The organism is Corynebacterium aquilae DSM 44791, from assembly GCF_001941445.1.
GTDB lineage: Bacteria > Actinomycetota > Actinomycetes > Mycobacteriales > Mycobacteriaceae > Corynebacterium > Corynebacterium aquilae.
Map to the genome: position 1 here is coordinate 1,544,762 of NZ_CP009245.1, position 20,256 is coordinate 1,565,017.

Annotated in this window: 16 protein-coding genes; 11 read left to right on the forward strand and 5 right to left on the reverse strand. The window is 61.5% G+C overall.

Annotated elements, in window-relative coordinates:
- The first annotated feature begins 124 nt into the window (after positions 1-124).
- From mptB to CAQU_RS06515, 5 genes are all read left to right on the forward strand, one after another.
- The gene (gene mptB, locus CAQU_RS06495) at positions 125-1,948 is read left to right on the forward strand and encodes a polyprenol phosphomannose-dependent alpha 1,6 mannosyltransferase MptB (RefSeq protein WP_075728483.1); all 1,824 of its coding nucleotides are present in this window, start codon (positions 125-127) and stop codon (positions 1,946-1,948) included.
- 93 nt (positions 1,949-2,041) lie between these two features.
- A complete protein-coding gene (locus CAQU_RS06500; protein ID WP_211276108.1) occupies positions 2,042-2,989 on the forward strand; it encodes an ABC transporter ATP-binding protein in 948 nt (315 codons plus the stop codon).
- A gap of 6 nt (positions 2,990-2,995) precedes the next feature.
- Complete coding sequence (locus tag CAQU_RS06505) at positions 2,996-3,775, forward strand: ABC transporter permease (RefSeq protein ID WP_075726256.1); 780 nt, start codon at positions 2,996-2,998, stop codon at positions 3,773-3,775.
- A 146-nt stretch (positions 3,776-3,921) separates the two neighbouring features.
- Complete coding sequence (locus CAQU_RS06510) at positions 3,922-4,908, forward strand: COX15/CtaA family protein (protein WP_075726258.1); 987 nt, start codon at positions 3,922-3,924, stop codon at positions 4,906-4,908.
- Positions 4,909-5,023: 115 nt separating this feature from the next.
- Positions 5,024-5,995 (forward strand): quinone oxidoreductase family protein, encoded by a 972-nt coding sequence (locus tag CAQU_RS06515; protein ID WP_075726260.1) that lies wholly within the window; start codon positions 5,024-5,026, stop codon positions 5,993-5,995.
- An 83-nt stretch (positions 5,996-6,078) separates the two neighbouring features.
- On the opposite strand, the gene CAQU_RS06520 is transcribed toward CAQU_RS06515, so the two are convergent.
- On the reverse strand, positions 6,079-7,014 hold the full coding sequence (locus tag CAQU_RS06520; protein ID WP_075726262.1) for a heme o synthase: 936 nt from the start codon (positions 7,012-7,014) through the stop codon (positions 6,079-6,081).
- Between the two features lie 594 nt (positions 7,015-7,608).
- Between CAQU_RS06520 and tkt the strand changes: the two genes are divergently transcribed.
- The 5 genes from tkt (at position 7,609) to pgl (ending at position 14,587) form a co-directional block, all read left to right on the forward strand.
- Positions 7,609-9,708 (forward strand): transketolase, encoded by a 2,100-nt coding sequence (tkt, locus tag CAQU_RS06525; protein ID WP_075726264.1) that lies wholly within the window; start codon positions 7,609-7,611, stop codon positions 9,706-9,708.
- A 236-nt stretch (positions 9,709-9,944) separates the two neighbouring features.
- Positions 9,945-11,042, forward strand: a complete 1,098-nt coding sequence (tal, locus tag CAQU_RS06530; protein WP_075726266.1) for a transaldolase — start codon at positions 9,945-9,947, stop codon at positions 11,040-11,042.
- Positions 11,043-11,204: 162 nt separating this feature from the next.
- The gene (gene zwf / locus CAQU_RS06535; protein WP_245797218.1) at positions 11,205-12,761 is read left to right on the forward strand and encodes a glucose-6-phosphate dehydrogenase; all 1,557 of its coding nucleotides are present in this window, start codon (positions 11,205-11,207) and stop codon (positions 12,759-12,761) included.
- A 55-nt stretch (positions 12,762-12,816) separates the two neighbouring features.
- Positions 12,817-13,785, forward strand: coding sequence for a glucose-6-phosphate dehydrogenase assembly protein OpcA (locus CAQU_RS06540; protein ID WP_075726270.1), 969 nt, complete (start codon positions 12,817-12,819; stop codon positions 13,783-13,785).
- Positions 13,786-13,795: 10 nt separating this feature from the next.
- Positions 13,796-14,587 carry a 6-phosphogluconolactonase gene (gene pgl, locus CAQU_RS06545; protein ID WP_245797219.1) on the forward strand — a complete coding sequence of 264 codons (792 nt, stop codon included), beginning with the start codon at positions 13,796-13,798 and terminating at the stop codon, positions 14,585-14,587.
- A gap of 67 nt (positions 14,588-14,654) precedes the next feature.
- Here pgl and CAQU_RS12830 read toward each other — a convergent pair whose 3' ends face one another.
- The gene (locus CAQU_RS12830) at positions 14,655-15,290 is read right to left on the reverse strand and encodes an endonuclease/exonuclease/phosphatase family protein (RefSeq protein ID WP_169836031.1); all 636 of its coding nucleotides are present in this window, start codon (positions 15,288-15,290) and stop codon (positions 14,655-14,657) included.
- Between the two features lie 750 nt (positions 15,291-16,040).
- Positions 16,041-16,274, reverse strand: coding sequence for a preprotein translocase subunit SecG (secG, locus tag CAQU_RS06555; protein ID WP_075726274.1), 234 nt, complete (start codon positions 16,272-16,274; stop codon positions 16,041-16,043).
- Between the two features lie 105 nt (positions 16,275-16,379).
- On the opposite strand from secG, the gene CAQU_RS12640 reads away from it, so the two are divergent.
- Positions 16,380-16,520, forward strand: coding sequence for a hypothetical protein (locus CAQU_RS12640; RefSeq protein ID WP_157108935.1), 141 nt, complete (start codon positions 16,380-16,382; stop codon positions 16,518-16,520).
- On the opposite strand, the gene ppc is transcribed toward CAQU_RS12640, so the two are convergent.
- Both ppc and tpiA read right to left on the reverse strand, forming a co-directional pair.
- The gene (gene ppc / locus CAQU_RS06560) at positions 16,503-19,253 is read right to left on the reverse strand and encodes a phosphoenolpyruvate carboxylase (protein WP_075726276.1); all 2,751 of its coding nucleotides are present in this window, start codon (positions 19,251-19,253) and stop codon (positions 16,503-16,505) included. The genes CAQU_RS12640 and ppc overlap by 18 nt on opposite strands.
- A gap of 162 nt (positions 19,254-19,415) precedes the next feature.
- Positions 19,416-20,195: a triose-phosphate isomerase gene (gene tpiA / locus CAQU_RS06565; protein WP_075726278.1), complete on the reverse strand. Its 780-nt coding sequence runs from the start codon at positions 20,193-20,195 to the stop codon at positions 19,416-19,418.
- Positions 20,196-20,256 lie beyond the last annotated feature (61 nt).

The following is a 20,256-nucleotide window of genomic DNA, read 5'->3' on the forward strand; positions in this document are numbered from 1 at the left end:
CCTTCAACCCTTAACAGGCGCCTGCTCGCTGCAGCGCTGCTCCCGCACGGCTGGAAAACTCCTCCGGCGCACTCCGAGTGGCATGAGCCGGCGCACACCCAGCGCCGACTACACTGAGCCGGTAATGAAGATTGTGGACAGATTGTTGAAGTTGGCGCGTGGCGACGCCCCGCGTCTCGGCACGGCCGGCTCCCGATCGCGCAGCCTGCACGTTGATGATCCGTCCTATCCCCGCACCACGATTGTTGTCGACAACTCCCCCACTGCGACCCCGGGCGGAGAAGGCGCCATGGTGCGTGCGGTCGTCGGTCACGATCTCATCCCCGTAGCAACGGCCCCCGACACCCCTGCCCCATCGCTACAACAACGCCTGCACCATCCCGGCGCACGCTTGTCCCGCCCACAGCGGGCGATGCGCTACGAGGAGCTGACCCGCTTCGCCATCATCCGGTGGCTGGGAACTCTTGGGGCTGTGTTGCTTGGTTTCGGGGCGTTGGGCGCCGGCGCGCTGCCGGTCGTCGACAATCCTTATACTCATTTCCCCGGCGGCTCGATTATGGCCCGCATGCTGCAGACATCCTCGGTGCTCTGCTACGTCGGGGTGGGCTGCATCGTCGTTGCATGGTTGCTGATGGGCCCCTTTGTCGGGGTTCGCTTCACCAGACCTGACGAACCTCCCCTACTCACCTTGTCGCTGCTACGCCGCACCGCCGCCGCCTGGATTCTTCCCTTGGCGATTTCGGCGCCCATGTTCACCCAAGATATTTATTCTTACTTAGCGCAAGGCTCGATCGTCGCCCAGGGAATCGACCCCTACAGTGCCGGGCCGGTGGACATTCTCGGTATCGAAAACCCCCTCGCCCGCAGCGTCCCGCTGATTTGGTCGCATTCCCCCTCACCCTACGGGCCGGTCGCTCTGGGCCTCGCCGCAGCAATATCGACCATCACACACGATTCCATCGTGTGGGGCATTTTTCTCCACCGCTTCATCAGCATTGTGGGTGTCGCCACCGCCGGGTGGGCCGTCTACCACTTGGCCGTCCGCTGCCGCGTGGATGCCCAGGCCGCCCTCTGGATGAGCCTGCTTAACCCCCTAGTCATCCTGCATCTAGTGGGAGGCATCCACAACGAAGCACTCTTGATCGGCTTCATGCTCGTCGGCATTGAGGTCGGGATGCGCGGTGTCGACAACCTCAAAATGAACTTGGTCGGACGGGCATGGGCGCTGCTCAGCCTCAGCGCTGCCCTCATTACTTGCGCGGGTCTCGTCAAGGTCACCGGCTTTATCGCCCTCGGATTTACCGGCATGTGGCTGGCCCGCGAACTCCGCGGCCGACAGTGGCATACCGTCACCGCGATCGGGTGCGCCGCCAGCTTCCAAATCGCCATCATGACGGCAACCATTGCCGTCGCCTCCCGGCTCACCGGCATCGGTTTGGGTTGGGTCACCGGCCAAGGAGGCGCCGCCACCATTCGCAGTTGGATGTCCATCACCACTGACGTGGGCGTCATCAGCGGCTATCTCGGCATGCTGCTCAACCTCGGCGACCACACGGAAACCATCCTGCCGCTGACCCGTGGCGCCGGACTCGCACTGGTCGGACTATTCATGCTGCGCATGCTGTGGGCCACTTATCGCGGCGCAATCCCCCCAGTTGGCGGACTCGGGGTCTCCATGTTCCTCCTCGTCATCTTCTTCCCCGTGGTCCACCCCTGGTATTTGATCTGGGCCATCATCCCGCTGGCCGCCTTCGCCAACCGCCCCCTGTTTCGCACCCCAGCCATCGCGTATTCGGCGATCGTCTCACTGCTGGTTCTGCCCCGCGGCTTGGCGCTACCCGCCAGCACCACCGCCTGGATCTACATCACCGCCGCGTTGGTGTTCAGCATCCTGATGGGCATCCTGTGGATGGTGCTGCGCAAACGCGGCATTATCAGTCTCAGCTAAACCCATCCCGACACCCCACAAAACCCCCAACTTCGGCCACCCACGCGCGTCCGAAATACTCACACATCCCAGATACGCCTAGACTGGTTCCTCGTGATTAAGACCCCAGGCACGCGTCCGGCACTCGAACTCGTCGACGTCACCAAAACTTTCGGCTCCGTTACCGCCGTCGACGGGCTCAGTTTCAGCGCCCCACCTGCCACCGTCACAGCCCTTCTCGGCCCCAACGGTGCCGGCAAAACCACCACCATCGAAATGTGCGAAGGTTTCGCCACCCCCGACCGCGGCACCATCAGTGTCCTCGGTCTTGACCCCAGCAAAGATCCCCAAGCCGTCCGCCGACGCATCGGCATCATGCTCCAAGGTGGCGGCGCCTACCCAGGCATCCGGGTCAAAGAAATGCTGCAACTGGTCGCCTCCTACAGCGCCCACCCCCTCGATGTGGATTGGCTGCTCGAAACGGTCGGGCTGAGCAAACACGCCCGCACCAACTACCGGCGTCTCTCCGGTGGCCAACAACAAAGACTCAGCCTCGCCTGCGCCCTCGTCGGCAGGCCCGAATTGGTCTTCCTCGACGAACCCACCGCCGGCATGGACGCCCAGTCTCGGCTCGCAGTATGGGAGATGATCTCCAGCCTGCGCCAAGACGGGGTCACCACCATCTTGACCACCCACCTCATGGACGAAGCTGAAGCGCTCGCCGACAACGTCGTCATCATCGACCACGGACAACTCGTCGCCCAGGGCACCCCGGACGAGCTCACCGCCAGCACCGCCGCCGGGCAACTTTCCCTAGCCACCACCAGCGCCCTCGACCTCGAGCGCGCCAACACCACCCTGCGAGCCAGTGGAGTCGACAGCCAGCTCACCCCCACCCGCCCCTTGAGCTACCGGGTAGACAGTCCCCCCACCCCAAAACTCATCAAAGCCATCGCCACAGCCGCCGCCGAACAAAACGTTCTTATTAAGGACTTCAGCGCAGCACACCGTAGCCTCGAGGACGTCTTCCTCAACATCACCGGAACGAAGATGAGGAACTAAAACACCATGAGCGACACCACCACCTTCGCACCCGGAACCTTCACCCCGGACACCAGGCGATCCAGCATCGCCTCCATGGTCGCCTCGCAGGCCATGATCGAATCCAAACTGTTTCTCCGCCACGGCGAACAACAACTGCTGAGCTTGATCATTCCGCTGCTTTCGCTGATCGCCCTGGCGAAAACCTCAGTGATCGACACCCCCAACCCCATCGATGTGGCCTTCCCCCTCACCCTGGCGATCTCCGTAATGTCCAGCGGTTTCACCGGACAGGCCATCGCCGTCGCCTTCGATCGCCGCTATGGCGCCCTCAAACGCATCGGCGCCTCCGGAGTACCGCCCTGGACCATCATCTCCGGAAAAATCGTCGCCGTCATCGCCGTCGCAATCGTGCAAACGATCATCCTCACCATCACCGCCCTCATCCTCGGCTGGCACCCCACCGCCACAGGTGTGGCCACAGCCCTGGTAGTGCTGCTGTTTGGAGTGGCAGCCTTCACCGGGCTGGGGCTGCTCGTCGGCGGCACTTTGAACGCCGAAGTCGTCCTGGCGCTGGCCAACCTCATCTGGTTTGTTCTCGTCGGCCTATCCAGCTTTGTGGTGGTGCGCTCCGCGGGCGACATTCACCCGATGCTCAACATCGTTCCCTCCGTAGCCCTCGCCGACGGCTTCGAGGAAGCTTTCATGGGCCACCTGCCCCTGATGCACATTGGCGTGCTTGCGATCTGGGCCATCCTCGGTGGCGCCGCCGCCACCAAGTTCTTCCGCTTCACCTCCAAGGACTAACGATTCACCAACGACCCAAAGACGTTCAGCTTGGCCCGCCCGGCACAGCCGGGCGGGTTTTTCGCCCCGTGAGATCGGGCACACCCGGGTGTCAGCGTCGCGCGAGAGATGCCCGAACAAAAATCATCACGCTACACTGATGTGCTGTGACTAGCACTCCAGACAACACCACCAACCCGGCCTTCGTCCCCAGCGGCTTCAGCAACCTCAAGCGCCAAAAAATCGGCGCAATGCTGGTGCTTTTGTCGCAAGCCGGCATCGTCGTGACCGGCTCCATCGTCCGCGTTACCGCCTCTGGCCTGGGCTGTGTCACCTGGCCAAACTGCCAGCCCGGATCGCTGGTGCCCGTCAAGGGTGCTGCCCCGGCACTTCACCAGGCCATCGAGTGGGGAAACCGCCTGCTCACCTTCGTCGTGGCTGCCGCAGCCCTCTACTGCTTCATTCAGGTCATGCGCGCTGGTCGCCGCAAAGAGATCAAACTTTTCGCCTTCCTGGAAGGCATCGGCGTGATCGTGCAGGCAATCATCGGTGGTATCAGCGTGCACCTGGAACTGCGATGGTGGATCGTGGCCCTGCACTTCCTGCCATCAATGATCCTGGTGTGGATGGCGGCGCTGCTCTACGAGTGGGTCAAACAGCCCGATAACGGCACCAAGGTGCAGTTCTTCCCCACCCCGCTGAAATACCTCGCCGCCGGCACCGCCACAGCGTTGGCCCTGGTCATTATCACCGGCACCATGGTCACTGGTGCCGGCCAACACTCCGGCGACACCGGGGTGGGCATGGATGGTCGACTCGATATTGACCTGGTTGCTATCGCTCACATCCACGCGCACTTCATGTACCTCTACCTGGGCTTGACCGTTGGTCTTGTGGTGGCGCTGTTCACGGTGAAAACCGCGGCAAAAACCACCCGTCTTGGGGTGATCCTCATTGGCTTCACCATCGTGCAAGCAGCGATTGGCATTATCCAATACAACTGGGGCGTGCCCCGGTGGACGGTGCCTTTCCACGTCGGACTCTCGGGGGTCGTCGTAGCCTACATGGGCTTCCTGTACGCCCAGGGCGAAAAACTCGTTGCCCCAGATGACGCCGTCGACGTGCCGGAAGAAACCACCCCGGCCTTGGTATAACCGCCTCCACGAGGTTTACTCAAAACCCACGCCACTGCGTGCTTGGCTGCAACAGTCAGGCACGCAGTGGCGTTTTCGCGACGAAAAGCCCCTGGGTGCTTATACAGTGGAAGGCATGAAAGCTCTCCACGTCAGCCGCCACGGCGGCCCCGAAGTACTCACAATCGTCGATGTTGCGGCCCCCACCCCGAACGACGACGAGGTTCTTGTCGAGGTCCTCGTCGCCGGGGTGAACTACATTGACACTTACTTCCGCGAAGGCGTCTACCGCGCCGAACCACCGTTTATCCCAGGCTTTGAGGGCACCGGGCGTGTCTTGCACGATCCGGCCGGGCAGATCGCCGAAGGAACACTAGTGGCCTGGTGTGACGCTTTCGGTTCATACGCGGAGCAGGTCTGTGTTCCCAGGGATCGGCTGGTGGCGGTTCCCCGGGGAATGGATGTAGAGGTCGCCGCCAGCATGCTGCTGCAAGGGATCACCGCCCACTATCTCACCCACGGGGTATACGAGCTGGATGAAGGGTCCTCCTGCGTTATCACCGCCGGGGCCGGTGGGGTGGGTCGCCTGGTCACCCAATTCGCCCGGCACCTTGGGGCCGATGTGTACTCGGTAGTCTCCACCGACGACAAGGAAGCCATTGCGCGCGCCGCGGGTGCCACGGAAGTCTTTCGCTACGGCGACGACCTTGCCGAGCGAATCCGCCGCGCCAACGGCGACAAGGGCGTCGACGTGGTCTACGACGGAGTCGGAAAAGATACCTTCCAAGAATCCCTCGAAGTGGTTCGCCCCCGCGGCACGGTATGCCTGTTTGGCGCCGCCTCCGGCCCGGTCGATCCGATCGATCCGCAGGTGCTCAACACCCATGGCAGCATTTTCCTCACCCGACCCAGCATCGGGGCCTGGACGGCCCAACCCGGAGAATTTAGAATGCGCGCCCAAGCGGTCACCCAGGCCATCGCCGAAGGAGTGCTCGACATTCAGGTGGGCGCCTCCTACCCGCTGGAAGACGCCGCGCAAGCTCACCGGGATTTGGAGTCGCGTAAAACCACCGGCTCGATCGTGCTGCGCATCAAAGAGGATTCCTAACCTCCCCGAGACGAAAAAAATAAGGCCGTGTGCTTCCCCCAATTCTGTGGGGCGCACACGGCCTTAAAAATGTCTTCAGCGCACTAAACAAACAGCGACGATGTCCAACCCAGCATGTTTGCCACCGTCTCCAGGCCCAAGATGGCATCAACAGACAGGGCAACGAACACCACAGCAAGGTAGTTATTCGACAGGATAAACAACTTCAAGGGCTTGACTTCGACTCCCCGCTTCACGCCCTCGTGAAGGCGAATTGCCATCACCAAGAACCACACGCCCGCGATGATTGCAGTGGCGGCATATACCCAACCGGCTGCCGGGATCAGCAGGAAGGTGGTCACCACGGTTGCCCAGGTGTATCCGACAATCTGGCGGGTCACCTCAACCTCGGATCGAACCACCGGCATCATCGGCACCCCAGCGGCGCGATAGTCTTCCTTATAACGCATGGCCAGAGCCCACGTGTGGGGCGGAGTCCAGAAGAAGATGATCATGAACAAAACGATCGCCTGCCACCAATGGGGGTTCATTCCGGCGGGCTGATTATCGACGATTACCGCCCAGCCGACCAGTGTCGGCATGCAGCCGGCCGCCCCACCCCACACAATGTTGAGTGGCGTGGTGCGCTTCAGCCATTTCGTGTAGACGAAAATGTAAAACGCGATCGTCATCATCACGAATACAGCGGCAAGCAAAGAGTGACACAGCAGCCACAGCCACAGGAAACTCACCACGGTGAGCGTCCAGGCAAAGATTGTTGCGTTGCGGTTGCTGACCGTCATCTTGGCCAAGGGGCGGCGCTCGGTCCGCTTCATCACCTTGTCGATGTCGGAATCCGCGACCATGTTAAAAGTGTTGGCCGCAGCGGCTCCCATCCACCCGCCAATAACGGTAAGCAAAATCAGGCCGATGTGGTTGGAACCACGTTCGGCCTGCAGCATGGCGGGGAATGTAGCCACCAGCAGGAGTTCAATGACCCGCGGCTTTGTCAGCGCTACGTAGGCCTTGATTGTCTCCACCTAGAGGATCCCTTCAGTGTGAAAAGTGCGCTTCCCGCAGCCCACAAAATTCGGGCGAGGAAAGCTCAACAAAAACGGCGGCGTGAGACCGCAAAGAAAATAGTCGTACGGACAGCGCTAAAAGTTCCCGCCGATTCCAACATTCCGCCTCGGGCAACCACTTTTCTGGGCATAAACCCCAGGTGGCCCCCTTCGCTAGGGCGGGCTAGTTTTCGGCGACAACGGTGCGGAACCGCATCGACCGTCCCCTAGCCTAGTCCCCCGCCGGGGCAGTTGACACTTTGGCACGCGGGGAATGCCGGAAAAGGGGGTGGTCGGTGTTTCTTACTGACCGCGCCTCTCAGGACGTCGTGACAGGCAACCCTTGGCCTGCACCAAGCGAGCTAGTTCACTATTGTTTAGGGCATGGCTTGTCCTTGCGCGCCCGACCACGATAGTGCGGGCGCTCCTGGCAAGGCACTGCCCCACACGCATCCCGCTGTCGGCGTTTAGCCTCGCGGGTGGCGGCGTGAGGAGTTCACCCAAAGAGGAGTTAGGTGGTCTCGCACAGGCGAGCCCCTTACTCATTTTCCGAACCTCATTTAAGGACCCGATGTGACCAAGTCTCGCGATTTTGACGAACTGACGAAGGCCCACTACCCCAGCGACTGGACCGACACCGACACCCTGGCGGTTGATACCGCCCGCGTCTTGGCTGCCGACGCAGTGCAGAATTGCGGCTCCGGGCACCCTGGTACCGCGATGAGCCTGGCTCCCCTCGCTTACACCTTGTACCAGCGAGTGATGCGCCACGACCCCACCGACACTGAGTGGGTTGGTCGCGACCGTTTCGTGCTTTCCTGTGGCCACAGCTCCCTGACGCAATACATCCAGCTGTACTTGGGTGGTTTCGGTCTGGAGATGGATGACCTCAAGGCGCTGCGCACTTGGGGTTCTTTGACTCCGGGCCACCCGGAGTACCGCCACACCAAGGGCGTTGAAATCACCACCGGCCCGCTGGGCCAAGGCTTGGCGTCCGCCGTCGGTATGGCGATGGCTGCCCGCCGGGAGCGTGGCCTGTTCGATCCCACTGCGCCCGCCGGGGAGTCCCCCTTCGACCACTACATTTACGTGATCGCCTCCGATGGTGACATGGAGGAAGGCGTCACCGCTGAAGCGTGCTCCCTGGCGGGCACCCAGCAGCTGGGCAACCTGATTGTCTTCTGGGACGATAACCGGATCTCCATTGAGGAGGACACTCGCATCGCGTTCACCGAGGACGTCGTGGCCCGCTACGAGTCCTACGGTTGGCAGACGCTGGAGGTCACCGGCGGTGAGAACGTCGCCGGCATCCTGCAGGCGGTCGAGGATGCCAAGCGTGATCCGCGCCCCACCTTCATTCGCCTGTCGACCGTGATTGGTTACCCGGCCCCGAACAAGATGGACACCGGCTCCGTGCACGGTGCCGCCCTCGGCGATGATGAGGTTGCGGCCACCAAGAAGGCTCTCGGTTTCGATCCTGAGGTGCACTTCCCCGAGGACGCCGACATGCTGGCTCACACCCGCGGCCTGGTGGCACGCGGGCAAGAGGCCCACGCCCAGTGGCAGAAGTCCTTCGATGCGTGGTCTGCCGCCAACCCTGAGCAGTTTGCACTGTTCCAGCGCCTGTCTACGCGCGCACTGCCGGAAAACTTCGGCGAGGACCTGCCGACATGGGATGCAGATCCAAAGGGTGTGGCCACCCGCAAGGCTTCTGAAGCCACCTTGCAGGTCCTGGCTGCCCAGATGCCGGAACTGTGGGGAGGCTCCGCAGACCTCGCCGGAAGTAACAACACCGTCATCAAGGGTGCTCCCTCCTTCGGCCCCGAGGACATCACCACCGATACCTGGACCACCAGCCCCTACGGCCGCAACCTGCACTTCGGTATCCGCGAGCACGCCATGGGCGCGATCATTAACGGCATCGCCCTGCACGGCAACACCCGTGCCTACGGCGGCACCTTCCTGATCTTCTCCGAGTACATGCGTCCGGCGGTACGTCTGGCAGCGTTGATGGGCACGGACGCCTACTACGTGTGGACCCACGACTCCATCGGACTCGGCGAAGACGGACCGACCCACCAGCCGATCGAACAGATGGCTGCGTTGCGCGCCATTCCGAACCTGTCGATGCTGCGCCCCGCCGACGCCAACGAAACCGCGGCCGCATGGAAGGCCGCGTTGGAATACCGCGAATCCCCCAAGGGCCTGGCGTTGACCCGCCAGAACGTGCCCGTGTTGGAAGGCACCAAGGAAAAAGCCGCCGACGGTGTTGCCCGCGGCGCCTATGTCCTGGTGGAAGGCTCCAAGCCGACCCCGGATGTCATCCTGATCGCCACCGGTTCCGAAGTCCAACTGGCTGTCGAAGCAGCAAAACTTTTGGAAGCCGACGGCATTGGCGCCCGCGTCGTATCCATGCCGTGTATGGAATGGTTCGCGGAGCAGCCGGAAGCCTACCGCGAAGAGGTTCTGCCTTCCTCCGTCACCGCCCGCGTGTCCGTGGAAGCCGGCATCGCTATGCCGTGGCACCAGTGGATCGGTTCCGCCGGTCGCGCGGTCTCCCTCGAGCACTTCGGCGCCTCCGCCCCGTTTGAAAAGCTCTACGAGGAATTCGGAATCACCACCGAAGCTGTTATTGCCGCGGCACACGACAGCATCAAGGCATCCAAGAACTAGTCCCCAACCGCTAGAAACTCCTTCGCCTTAACCATCCCCGTGTCAGGCGAAAGCCCGTTCCCGGCCCGTTTACGCACCTTTTCCAGCGTCCGCCCAAGCCCCAAGCTTCGGCGCCGCAAGGAATGCGAGGGCCGGGAATTTTTTCGTCTCATATACGCTGTTAGCTAACAGTGGCCACCCGAGAAAACGGCCGTGGCCCAAACCAGAAACCCACCTGTGGGAAGGATCAAGCACATATGACTGCATTGCACACCCTGGCCACCATCGGCACCAGCACCTGGCTTGACGATCTCAGCCGCGACCGAATCAACAGCGGCAACCTCGAGAAAATGATCAACGAGGTGGGGATCCTCGGAGTAACCACCAACCCCGCCATCTTCGCCGCCGCCATGGGCCAAGGAACCGCCTACGATGAGCAGCTCGCATCCTTGAGCGCCACAGGCGTGAGCGCCGACGAAGCCGTGTACACCATGGCCATCGACGATGTGCGTGCCGCCTGCGACATTTTCGCCAACACCCACGCCCACACCGGCGGTGAGGACGGTTTCGTCTCCATTGAGGTCGACCCCCGAATCTCCGACGATGCTGCAGCCACGCTGACCCAAGCCCGTCAGCTCGCGGAACGTGTCGGCCGCGACAACGTCATGATCAAGATCCCCGCCACCGAAGGATCCCTGCCGGCCATCTCCGACGCACTCGCCGAAGGCATCAGCGTCAACGTGACCCTGATCTTCTCCGAAGCCCAGTACCGACAGGTCGTGGCCGCCTACATCGACGGCATCAACCGAGCCGCCGACGCCGGCATCGACGTATCAACCATTCGCTCGGTCGCCTCCGTCTTCGTGTCCCGAATCGACACCGAAGTAGATAAGCGCCTCGAAGCCATCGGCACCGACGAAGCGTTGGCGTTGCGCGGCACCGCCGGACTGGCCGGCGCACAGGCCTGCTACGCCGCCTTCAAGGAACTCTTCGACCAAGCAGACCTCCCCGAGGGCGCTCACCTGCAGCGCCCCCTGTGGGCCTCCACCGGAGTGAAAAACCCGGAATACCCGGACACCATGTACGTCACCGAGCTCGCCGGCCCCAACACCGTAAACACCATGCCGGAAGCCACCATCGACGCAGTGCTCGACCACGCCGAATTCTCCGGCGACACCCTCACCCCGGCCACCACCCAAGCCCGCGAAAAACTCGCCGCCCTCGATGCGGTTGGCATTGACCTGGCTGACGTGTACGCCACCGTCGAACGCGAAGGCGTCGAAAAATTCGTCGATTCCTGGACTGCACTACTGTCTGAGCTTGGCGACAAACTCGAATCCCACGCCCAAGGCTAGAATCAGTTCAGGTAACCCCGGCGAGACTCACCACCTTTGCGCCCACCCGGGCGCAGCATGGCGAGTCTCGCCCCCTGAACTTTTCCCACCCCTCCGATTCGCACTGCGCGAAATCGGCATCGATAAAGATGTTCTCGAAGAATCGACGCGGAAAAAACTATTGTGAATAACTCCCTGACCGGTATCCCCCACGGCGCCGAATGGTTCAACCCCCTGCGCGACACCGAAGACAAGCGCCTGCCCCGCATCGCCGGCCCCTGCGGCATGGTGATCTTCGGCGTCACCGGCGACTTGGCATACAAGAAGCTCCTTCCGGCGATCTACGATCTCGCCAACCGCGGGCTCTTACCTCCCGGATTCTCCCTCATCGGATATGGCCGCCGCGACTGGAGTAAACAAGACTTCGAGGAATACGTCCTCGGTGCCGTCAAAGACGGCGCCCGCACCGACTTCCGCGAAAACGTGTGGCAACGACTCGCCGAAGGCATGTTCTTCGTCAAGGGCAACTTCGACGACGACAAAGCCTTCGACACCCTAGCTGACACCCTCAAGGACCTCGACGACCAACGAGGAACCGCCGGCAACTGGGCCTTCTATCTGTCGGTGCCGCCAGACTACTTCTCTGACGTCTGTCACCAGCTGGAACGCTCCGGCATGGCCAAAGCCCAAGGATCCTCCTGGCGTCGTGTCATCATCGAAAAACCCTTCGGGCACGACCAAGAATCCGCCACGAAACTCAACGAGATCGTCAACAGCGTTTTCCCCGAGGATTCGGTGTTCCGCATCGACCACTACCTGGGTAAAGAAACAGTCCAGAACATCATGGCGCTGCGCTTCGCCAACCAGCTGTTCGACCCGCTGTGGAACAACCACTTCATCGACCACGTGCAAATCACGATGGCCGAAGACATCGGCCTGGGAGGCCGCGCCGGATACTACGACGGTATTGGCGCCGCCCGCGACGTCATCCAAAACCACCTCCTGCAGCTCCTAGCACTGGTGGCAATGGAAGAACCCATCGCTTTCACCCCCCAAGAACTCCAATCGGAAAAAATTAAAGTCCTTAAAGCCACCTCGCCGGTCTACCCCCTGGCGAAAACCACCGCCCGCGGCCAGTACGCGGCCGGCTGGCAAGGCAGTGAATATGTCGTCGGATTGCGGGAGGAAGAAGGCTTCGACCCGGAATCCACCACCGAAACCTACGCCGCCTGCACCCTGCAGATTTCCAACCGACGGTGGGCGGGCGTTCCTTTCTACCTGCGTACCGGCAAGCGTCTTGGCCGACGGGTCACCGAAATCGCGCTGGTGTTCAAGCCGGCACACCACCCCCCATTCGGAAACACTCAGGCACCAGAAGAACTGCATAACGCTGTGGTCATCCGGGTGCAGCCCGACGAGGGCATGCTGATGCGTTTCGGCTCGAAGGTCCCCGGCTCCACCATGGAAGTTCGAGACGTCAATATGGACTTTTCCTACTCGGAGGCTTTCACGGAGGAATCGCCCGAGGCCTACGAGCGGCTCATTCTAGACGCGCTGCTCGACGAATCCAGCCTGTTCCCCACCAACGAGGAAGTCGAATTGTCCTGGAAGATCCTCGACCCGATCCTCGAGTACTGGGGTCAGCGGGGCCGGCCGGAAGAATATCCCGCAGGCTCCTGGGGGCCGGAATCCGCAGAGCGGATGCTGGCACGAGACAACCGCACGTGGCGTCGTCCTTAAAGACGTCAACTCCCCTTTCAACGGAATTTTTGCTGCTACGCCTGAGGACAACGACGTGAAAATCGAACTACCCGACACCAGCACCCGAGATATCTCCAAAACTCTGGTGTCCATCAAGGAAACAGCCGGTCAGGTCGCGACCGGTCGCGTGCTAACGCTGATCGTTGTGGTCTCCAGCGACGACGACATCGATTGCCTGATTCATGCGACGTCCGAAGCTTCCCGAGAGCACCCTTCCCGCGTGCTGATGCTGGTCACCGGCGACGAAAACGCCGAAACCAGTCGCATCGACGCCAAGGTGCTCATCGGCGGCGACGCCGGAGCCAGTGAAATCGTGGTGATGAAACTGGAAGGTGAGGTGTCTGAGCATCTCGAATCTGTCGTCACTCCCCTGCTGTTACCGGATACTCCCATCGTCGCCTGGTGGCCGAGTGCCGCCCCGGTTGATCCCTCCGCCGACCCGATTGGTCGCATCGCCCAGCGGCGCATCACCGACGCGTTGTATGACCCGCCGGAGGACTCCATCTATCGACGACGCAACCACTACACTCCGGGTGACTCCGACATGGCGTGGGCGCGAATTACCCCGTGGCGGGGCATCGTCGCCTCCACCATGGATCAGCCCCCGCACGAAGAAGTACTCGACGCCCGAGTCTTTGGCCCCGCAGGCTCCCCTTCTGTGGATTTGGCGGCCGGCTGGCTAGCCGACCGGCTCGGCGTGAACATCGTGCGTGAGTCCACCGGCCAAGATCCAATCCCCCTCGACGCAGAAGGCAAGGGCTGTATCCCGCTGACCAAGGTGGAGTTGATCAGGAAAAATTCGATCATCACCATTGAGGTCACCGATGCGACAACGATGACCGTCAACGTCCCCGGTAAAGCCCCTGCGCTTGTCGCGTTGACCCGCCGTAGCCAAGCGGATTGCCTGGCCGAAGAACTCCGCCATCTCGACCCCGATTTGGCCTATGGGCGAGCACTTCGCGGACTCAACCGGGTGCGCTACGTCGACACCTTCAACCTCTAAGGATCCTTTCGTGTCTTTGTCTGCTCCGACCAGCTCCGCATACACCGATGTTTCCGTGTTAGCGCGCCACGCGGCCGCCCAGCTCAACGAACTGATCGCGATCGCCCAAACCACCGGTGGCGTCCACGGCGATCATCATGCGCGCGTCGTCCTTACCGGCGGTACTGCCGGCATCGCGACGCTGAAGGCGATGCGGGAAATTTTCGACGAACAACAGGCCGGAGGTGGCGCCAGCCACCAACTCATCGACTATTCCCGGGTGCATTTCTTCTTCGGCGATGAGCGCAACGTAGCAGTTGATCATCCCGATTCCAACGAAGGTCAAGCCCGCCAGGCGTGGCTGGATCACGTGCCCGTGCCCGAGGCCAACATTCATAGTTTCCAGCTAGGCACTTTGAGCCTTGAGGATTCTGTTTCTGCCATGCAGGAAAAGATCGCAAACTTCGCCCCCCAAGGCTTCGATGTTCACCTGCTCGGAATGGGCGGTGAGGGGCACATTAATTCCTTGTTCCCCCATACCGCGGCCTTGGCAGAACAAGACCAGCTCGTCGTTGCTGTCACTGACTCTCCTAAGCCCCCCGCCGAGCGCGCTACCCTGACGCTGCCTGCAGTCAACCGTTCCGCGAAGGTGTGGTTCCTCATCGCTGGGGCAGGTAAAGAAGAAGCACTATCCGCGGTACTTGATCGTGGCGATGCTGCCCAATGGCCGGCAGCAGGCGCCGCAGGATTGCAGTCCACACACGTATTCGCCACTGAAGATGCCTTCGATGCTACCTACCGCCCGGCAGTGATCATCGACTAACAGCCATTGGCTCACTTTGACCTCCCCTTCCCGCGTAAGCACTTGCGGGTACGGGGAGGTTTTCAGCTCATCGGCCGTTTTCAGCGAATGACACCACCACCATGGCGTGATCTGATTTTTCACCAGGTCGAACTAGCGCTTTGGTGACGGTGAAGTCTTGGGTGCTGTAGAGCACGTGGTCGATGACGGTGCGGGCTAGCTTTGGCCGATTTGCATCCCAGGTGCCTCGGTTGAGGGGGCTGACGGCGTCCAAAGCATCAGAGACCCCGCCTAAGGTGGCCATGGGACCGTGGCGGTTGGTGGCGTTGAAGTCCCCCATCACGATGGTGGGTCCTTCCGCCTTGGCCACCAGATCGCTGATTTCCTGCAAATCACCCCGCCACTGCTCCATCCCATAGGGCACCGGTGCCATGGTGTGAATGCCGATAAACGTTGGTGCGGTGGGCGTGTCAGGGGCAGATAGTTTTAGGGTGCCCCAGGTCATGAGTTCACAGTGCTGCTCGAATTTCATGCTTCGATAAGCACCGCGCCGAATCACGGTGACTGGCCTGGCCCCGCTGCCGAAAAATTCGGTCTGATCGATGGAGTACTCGGCGGGTCGCAGCCCCGCTTCCGCAAGCAATGCCGCGGTGGAGTCGTTTTCTCCAGGGGCAAAACCCCACTCCGGGATTACTGCGATGTCTGCATTGTGGGTGGTAAACATGACTCGCAGATCGCGTGGGGTGAGGTTTGCTTGGGCGTTGTAGGCAACAACCGTGAGTGTCGGTTTCCTGGTGGGATCAACCGCGGGCGTGGGGTATGGGGAGATAAACACCGCAGCCATCCAGCACGCCGCCGCTAGCAGAAGCACGAGTGGAGAGGCCCATCGGCTTAACTTGGGCGCAGGTATGCGCCCCTTGGGGCGCCGCACGACAATGATCAGCGACCACACGACCGCAACAGCGAGGCTTGCGGCACAGAGCAGCTGGGGAAAACTGAGCAGCTGGGCGCCGAAAAGTTGGGTGCTTAACCACTGCGACAACGCTCCTGCTGGAAGAAAAGCGAAGGATATTGCGAGGAAAAGCCAGCCCGTGGCGCATACGAGTCCCGCTAGCCACACGCCAAAACTGAAACGGTCATTGCGTCGTTCCGGAGTGCCCCGGTTGTCAGTCGCGCGCGTGGTCATTGCGTACCCCTGGGTGCTGTTGTTGGACACAGCGAAGCTTGGCGTTTGTCGTCACTACAAACCTTAATGACTCTGGCATTATTTAGGGTGCTTTTTGCCCTCATACCCCCAAATGGTGCACCACACGTGCTGTCACCCTAAGGAGCGATGGCATCGGGGCATAGAAAAATCCCCAACGCCTGCGGCTAACCATTAAAAATAACGGTGACCGCCAAGGCGCGGGGAGGTTTCGGAACTCGCTGGAAGCGCAGCCCATCCTGAGCAGATGAGTGTGAGCTTCTAGGCGTTTTAGGCGTAGGCCTGGATCAGGTTCAGTCCGATGATGCAGCCCAGCCAGATCAACGCGGTGATGATCGTGACGATGTCAAGGTTTTTCTCAACCACGGTCGAACCGGACAGGTTCGACTGGACGCCGCCGCCGAACAGGCTAGACAGGCCGCCACCTTTGCCCTTGTGAAGCAGGACAAACATGGTCATCAGCAGGGAAGAGATCACGAGAACGATCTCGAGGGCAAGAGTCATGAAGATTATTCCTTGACGAGTTTATGGGTCGGTGCGCGACGCCACGTACTGTAAATCAGAGTAGAACTGTATTTCTTTTGGGGCCGCGTCGCCTTTGGGCGCCGCATGTCCACAATCAACTCCAGCCACTATACACCACCACTGTGGTGGGGCGATGGTTTGGCTGGGGCGTGGCGCACCCGCATCGACGCTGCTGACACGGGTGCTACGCGTGTGAATGATGTGGCACTATCCGCTGTTGCGTAGCGCCGTCGCCAAACCGTTCATGGTGAGTCGAATACCGGTGGACACAATCTCCCGTTCGTCTCCGGCGCGGTAGCGGCGCAGCAATTCCAGCTGGATGACGTTCAGGGGCAACAGGTAGGGGTAGCGAGTTCGCACGCTACGCGCCAGCATCGGGTTGTCCTCCAGGAGACTTTCGGCGCCAGTAACGGCGAAGAACATGTCCTTGGTCAGCTCGTATTCTTCCGCGATTTTGCCGAAGATTCGTTCACGGGTGTCCACGTCGGCAACCAGGGTGCTGTACAGCCCAGAGACGTTCATGTCTGCTTTGCTCATCACCTGGGCCATGTTCGACATCACGGAGCTGAAAAATGGCCAGGTGCGGTTGAGTGTTTGCAGCTCTTCCAGGCGGGTGGCGTCGTCGCCGACCCACTGTTTGATGGCGGTGCCGACACCGAACCAGCCGGGCAGCATGGCGCGAGATTGCGACCACGACAGCACCCAGGGGATGGCGCGCAGATCGGAGATGCTGTTGGTCTGCTTGCGCGACGCCGGCCGGGAGCCGATGTTCAGTGATCCGATCTCTTGCAGCGGCGTTGAAGTCGTGAAGTACTCGATGAAACCAGGGTCTTCATGCATGAGGTTGCTGTAGACCTGGCGCGATGCTTCGGCGATCTCCGCGACGATGCGGTAGGCCCGCTCAGGGTCGGTGAGATCGTTGACCGACAGCAGTGATGCTTCCAGGGTGGCGGCAACGAGCGCTTCGAGGTTTTTGCGCGCAGAAAGAGGGTCGCCGTATTTGGCGGAGATGATTTCACCTTGTTCGGTGACGCGCACTGCGCCCCGCACAGCCCCTTCCGGTTGGGCGAGGATGGCGTCGTAGGTGGGCCCGCCACCTCGGCCGACGGTGCCGCCACGGCCGTGGAAGAAACGCAGCCGCACATCGTTATCCCGGCAGGCTGCGACGATGGCCAGTTCCGCGTCGTAGAGCGCCCAGTTGGCGGCCAGGTATCCGCCGTCCTTGTTGGAGTCGGAGTATCCCAACATCACCTCTTGCAGGTTGTTGCGCTGCTCCAGGTAGTCGCGGTAAACCTCAACGGACCAGAGCGCGCGCAAAATATCTGCGCCGGCGGCAAGGTCGTCGATGGTTTCAAATAGGGGGATGATGTCGATGTCGCCGCGCAGGCGGGTGCCGTCGACGCTGATCATGCCGAATTCTTTGGCCAGCACCATCGGCTCGAGAATGTCGGACACGGAGGTGGCCATCGAGATGATGACGTGTGGGATCATGCGGGGCCCGAAGGTGTTAACGAGCTGGCTGGCGGTGCGGAAGATTCCGAGTTCGCGCTCCACGGCCTCGCTGAACGGGGCGTGTATCCGCGGGATAAGCGGGCGGGGGCTGAGCAGCTCCCTGCTCAACAGTGCGATCTTGTCCTCCTCCCCTAGTGCTGCATAGTTTTGGCAGACCCCGGCTGTGGCGAATACTTCACCCAGGGTTTGTTCAAAGGAGTCGGAGTTTTGGCGCAGATCCATCGAGTACAGGTGGAAGCCGAAACTGTCGACTGCGGAACGGATTCGGGCGAGTCGGTCGTCTGCAATCAGCCCGTCGTGGTTGTGTCGCAGGGAGTGGTCGATGATGGCGAGGTCGTTGGCGAATTCTTCCGCGCTGTTGTAGGGCTCGTGGACGCGGTACCAGGTGCCTTCGACGGCGGTGTCGCCGAGCGCTTGGGCTTTGGTGGCGTTCATTCTGCCCCGCAGGCCATGCACTGCCCGCCGGTAGGGCTCGTCGACTCGGCTGGGAACGTCGTCGTGTCCTTTGGTGGCCAAGGCGACCAGTTCGACTGTGGGGTTGGTTAGCCGGTCCGAGAGGCTGAGTTCGTGTTCTAGGGCGTGGAGTTGCTCGATGTAGAAGGTGAGGACGGTGTCTGCCGCGCGGGTGGTGGCGTAGGTGAGGGTGTCGGCGGTGACGTAGGGGTTGCCGTCGTGGTCGCCACCGATCCAGCTTCCAGGCTGGATCATGGGGGTGCGCGGGATGTCTTTGCCGTAAAGTTTTTCCAGCATGACGGCGACGTCATGGTTGATCGCGGGGATTTGTTCGAGCAGGCTAAGCGTGTAGTAGCGCAGCCCGACGTCGACTTCGTCTTCGATACGGGGCCGGGCGACACGGATCAGTGCTGTTTGGAGCAGCATGGAGATTCGCCGGCGCATGTCTTTTTCGATGTCGGCGAGGTGTTTGTCGGTGCGGGCGCCGTGCGGTTTGGCCAGGATTTCGTGGCGTTTGGCCAATAGTTCCAGGATGTGGGCTTGGGCGTCGAAGACGGTACGGCGCCGCGTTTCGGTGGGGTGTGCGGTGAGCACTGGGGCGACTTCTGCGTGGCGCATGATGTCGGCGACGTGGTGGGCGGGCACCTCGGATTGGGCAAGTTTTGTGGCGGTGGCTTCCAAGGAGGAGTTGGGGGCCGGCTGCCCTTCGTCGAGGGCCCGTTGGGCTGCTTCGTAGTCGTGGAGGTCTTCGACGACGTTAACTAGGAGCGCGAAGTGGGAGAAGGCACGAACCACGGGCAGCATGGCTTGGGGTTCGAGGTTGTTGAATAGTTGTTGCAGCTCGGAGATGTCGGCGTCACCGCGGGCGATGGCGAAGCTGGTGCGGCGGGCGGTTTCGACGAGGTTGAAGGTGTCGTCGCCTTCTTGTTCACGGATGGTGTCGCCGAGGATGCGGCCCAGGAGTCGAATGTCTTCGCGGAATAGGTCGTGCATGGTTTTCGAACTTTCCAGGGGGTTGGGGTGGGTGGCCGAGAATGGTTCAAGCCGCCCGTTGCTGGCCTGTGGGTGTTCCCGCTCCCGGGCGGGAGTGGTCCATGGTTGACGCAGCGTGGGGCGGCTTGACGCTTTTCAGCCTAGGTGGCTGTGGTGGGTTTGTTAGATCGCGGTGGCAGCGTTGGCTGCCAGCTTGGCGAATGCTTCGCCGTCGAGGGATGCGCCACCGACGAGGCCACCGTCGACGTCGGGCTGGCCTACGATTTCGGCGACGGAGTCGGCCTTGACGGAGCCACCGTAGAGGATGCGCATGCCGGCGGCGACGTCGTCGTTAGCGAGTTCGGCGATGGTTTCGCGGATGGCTTTGCAGACCTCTTGTGCATCGGCGGCGGAGGCAACTTTGCCGGTGCCGATGGCCCATACGGGCTCGTAGGCGATGACGGTCTTGGCCAGGTCCTCGGCGTTCAGGCCGGCAAGCGAGGCTTTGGTTTGGGTGACCACGTAGTCGACGTGGGTGCCGGCTTCGCGAATGTCGAGGGGTTCGCCGACGCAGACGATGGGGCTGATGCCGTTGTCGAGGGCGGCGCGGGCTTTGGCGGCGACGAGTTCGTCGGTTTCGTGGTGGTATTCGCGACGCTCGGAGTGTCCGACGACAACCCAGGTGCAGCCGAGCTTGTTGAGCATTTCGCCGGAGATTTCGCCGGTGTATGCGCCGGAGGCGTGCTGGGAGAGGTCCTGTGCGCCGTAGGTGATCTGCAGGGAGTCTGCTTCGATGAGGGTTTGGACGCTGCGCAGGTCGGTAAACGGTACGGTGACGGCGACGTCGACCTTTTCGTAGTATTCCTTGGGCAGTGCGAAGGCGAGTTTTTGGACGGTGTGGACGGCCTCAAGGTGGTTGAGGTTCATTTTCCAGTTGCCGGCGATCAGCGGTTTACGTGCCATAGGTGGTCACTTGTCCTTGTGTTGGGGGTTGGGGTGTGGGTTTGGTGGGCGGGCCCCGATG

What these genes read in the sequence shown, in the direction of transcription:
- CAQU_RS06505 (WP_075726256.1), top strand. Translation starts at nt 2,996, where the DNA reads ATGAGCGACACCACCACCTTCGCACCCGGAACCTTCACCCCGGACACC.
- tpiA (WP_075726278.1), bottom strand. Translation starts at nt 20,195, where the DNA reads ATGGCACGTAAACCGCTGATCGCCGGCAACTGGAAAATGAACCTCAAC.
- CAQU_RS12640 (WP_157108935.1), top strand. Translation starts at nt 16,380, where the DNA reads ATGTCCACAATCAACTCCAGCCACTATACACCACCACTGTGGTGGGGC.
- CAQU_RS12830 (WP_169836031.1), bottom strand. Translation starts at nt 15,290, where the DNA reads ATGTTTACCACCCACAATGCAGACATCGCAGTAATCCCGGAGTGGGGT.
- ppc (WP_075726276.1), bottom strand. Translation starts at nt 19,253, where the DNA reads ATGCACGACCTATTCCGCGAAGACATTCGACTCCTGGGCCGCATCCTC.
- mptB (WP_075728483.1), top strand. Translation starts at nt 125, where the DNA reads ATGAAGATTGTGGACAGATTGTTGAAGTTGGCGCGTGGCGACGCCCCG.
- tal (WP_075726266.1), top strand. Translation starts at nt 9,945, where the DNA reads ATGACTGCATTGCACACCCTGGCCACCATCGGCACCAGCACCTGGCTT.
- secG (WP_075726274.1), bottom strand. Translation starts at nt 16,274, where the DNA reads ATGACTCTTGCCCTCGAGATCGTTCTCGTGATCTCTTCCCTGCTGATG.
- CAQU_RS06515 (WP_075726260.1), top strand. Translation starts at nt 5,024, where the DNA reads ATGAAAGCTCTCCACGTCAGCCGCCACGGCGGCCCCGAAGTACTCACA.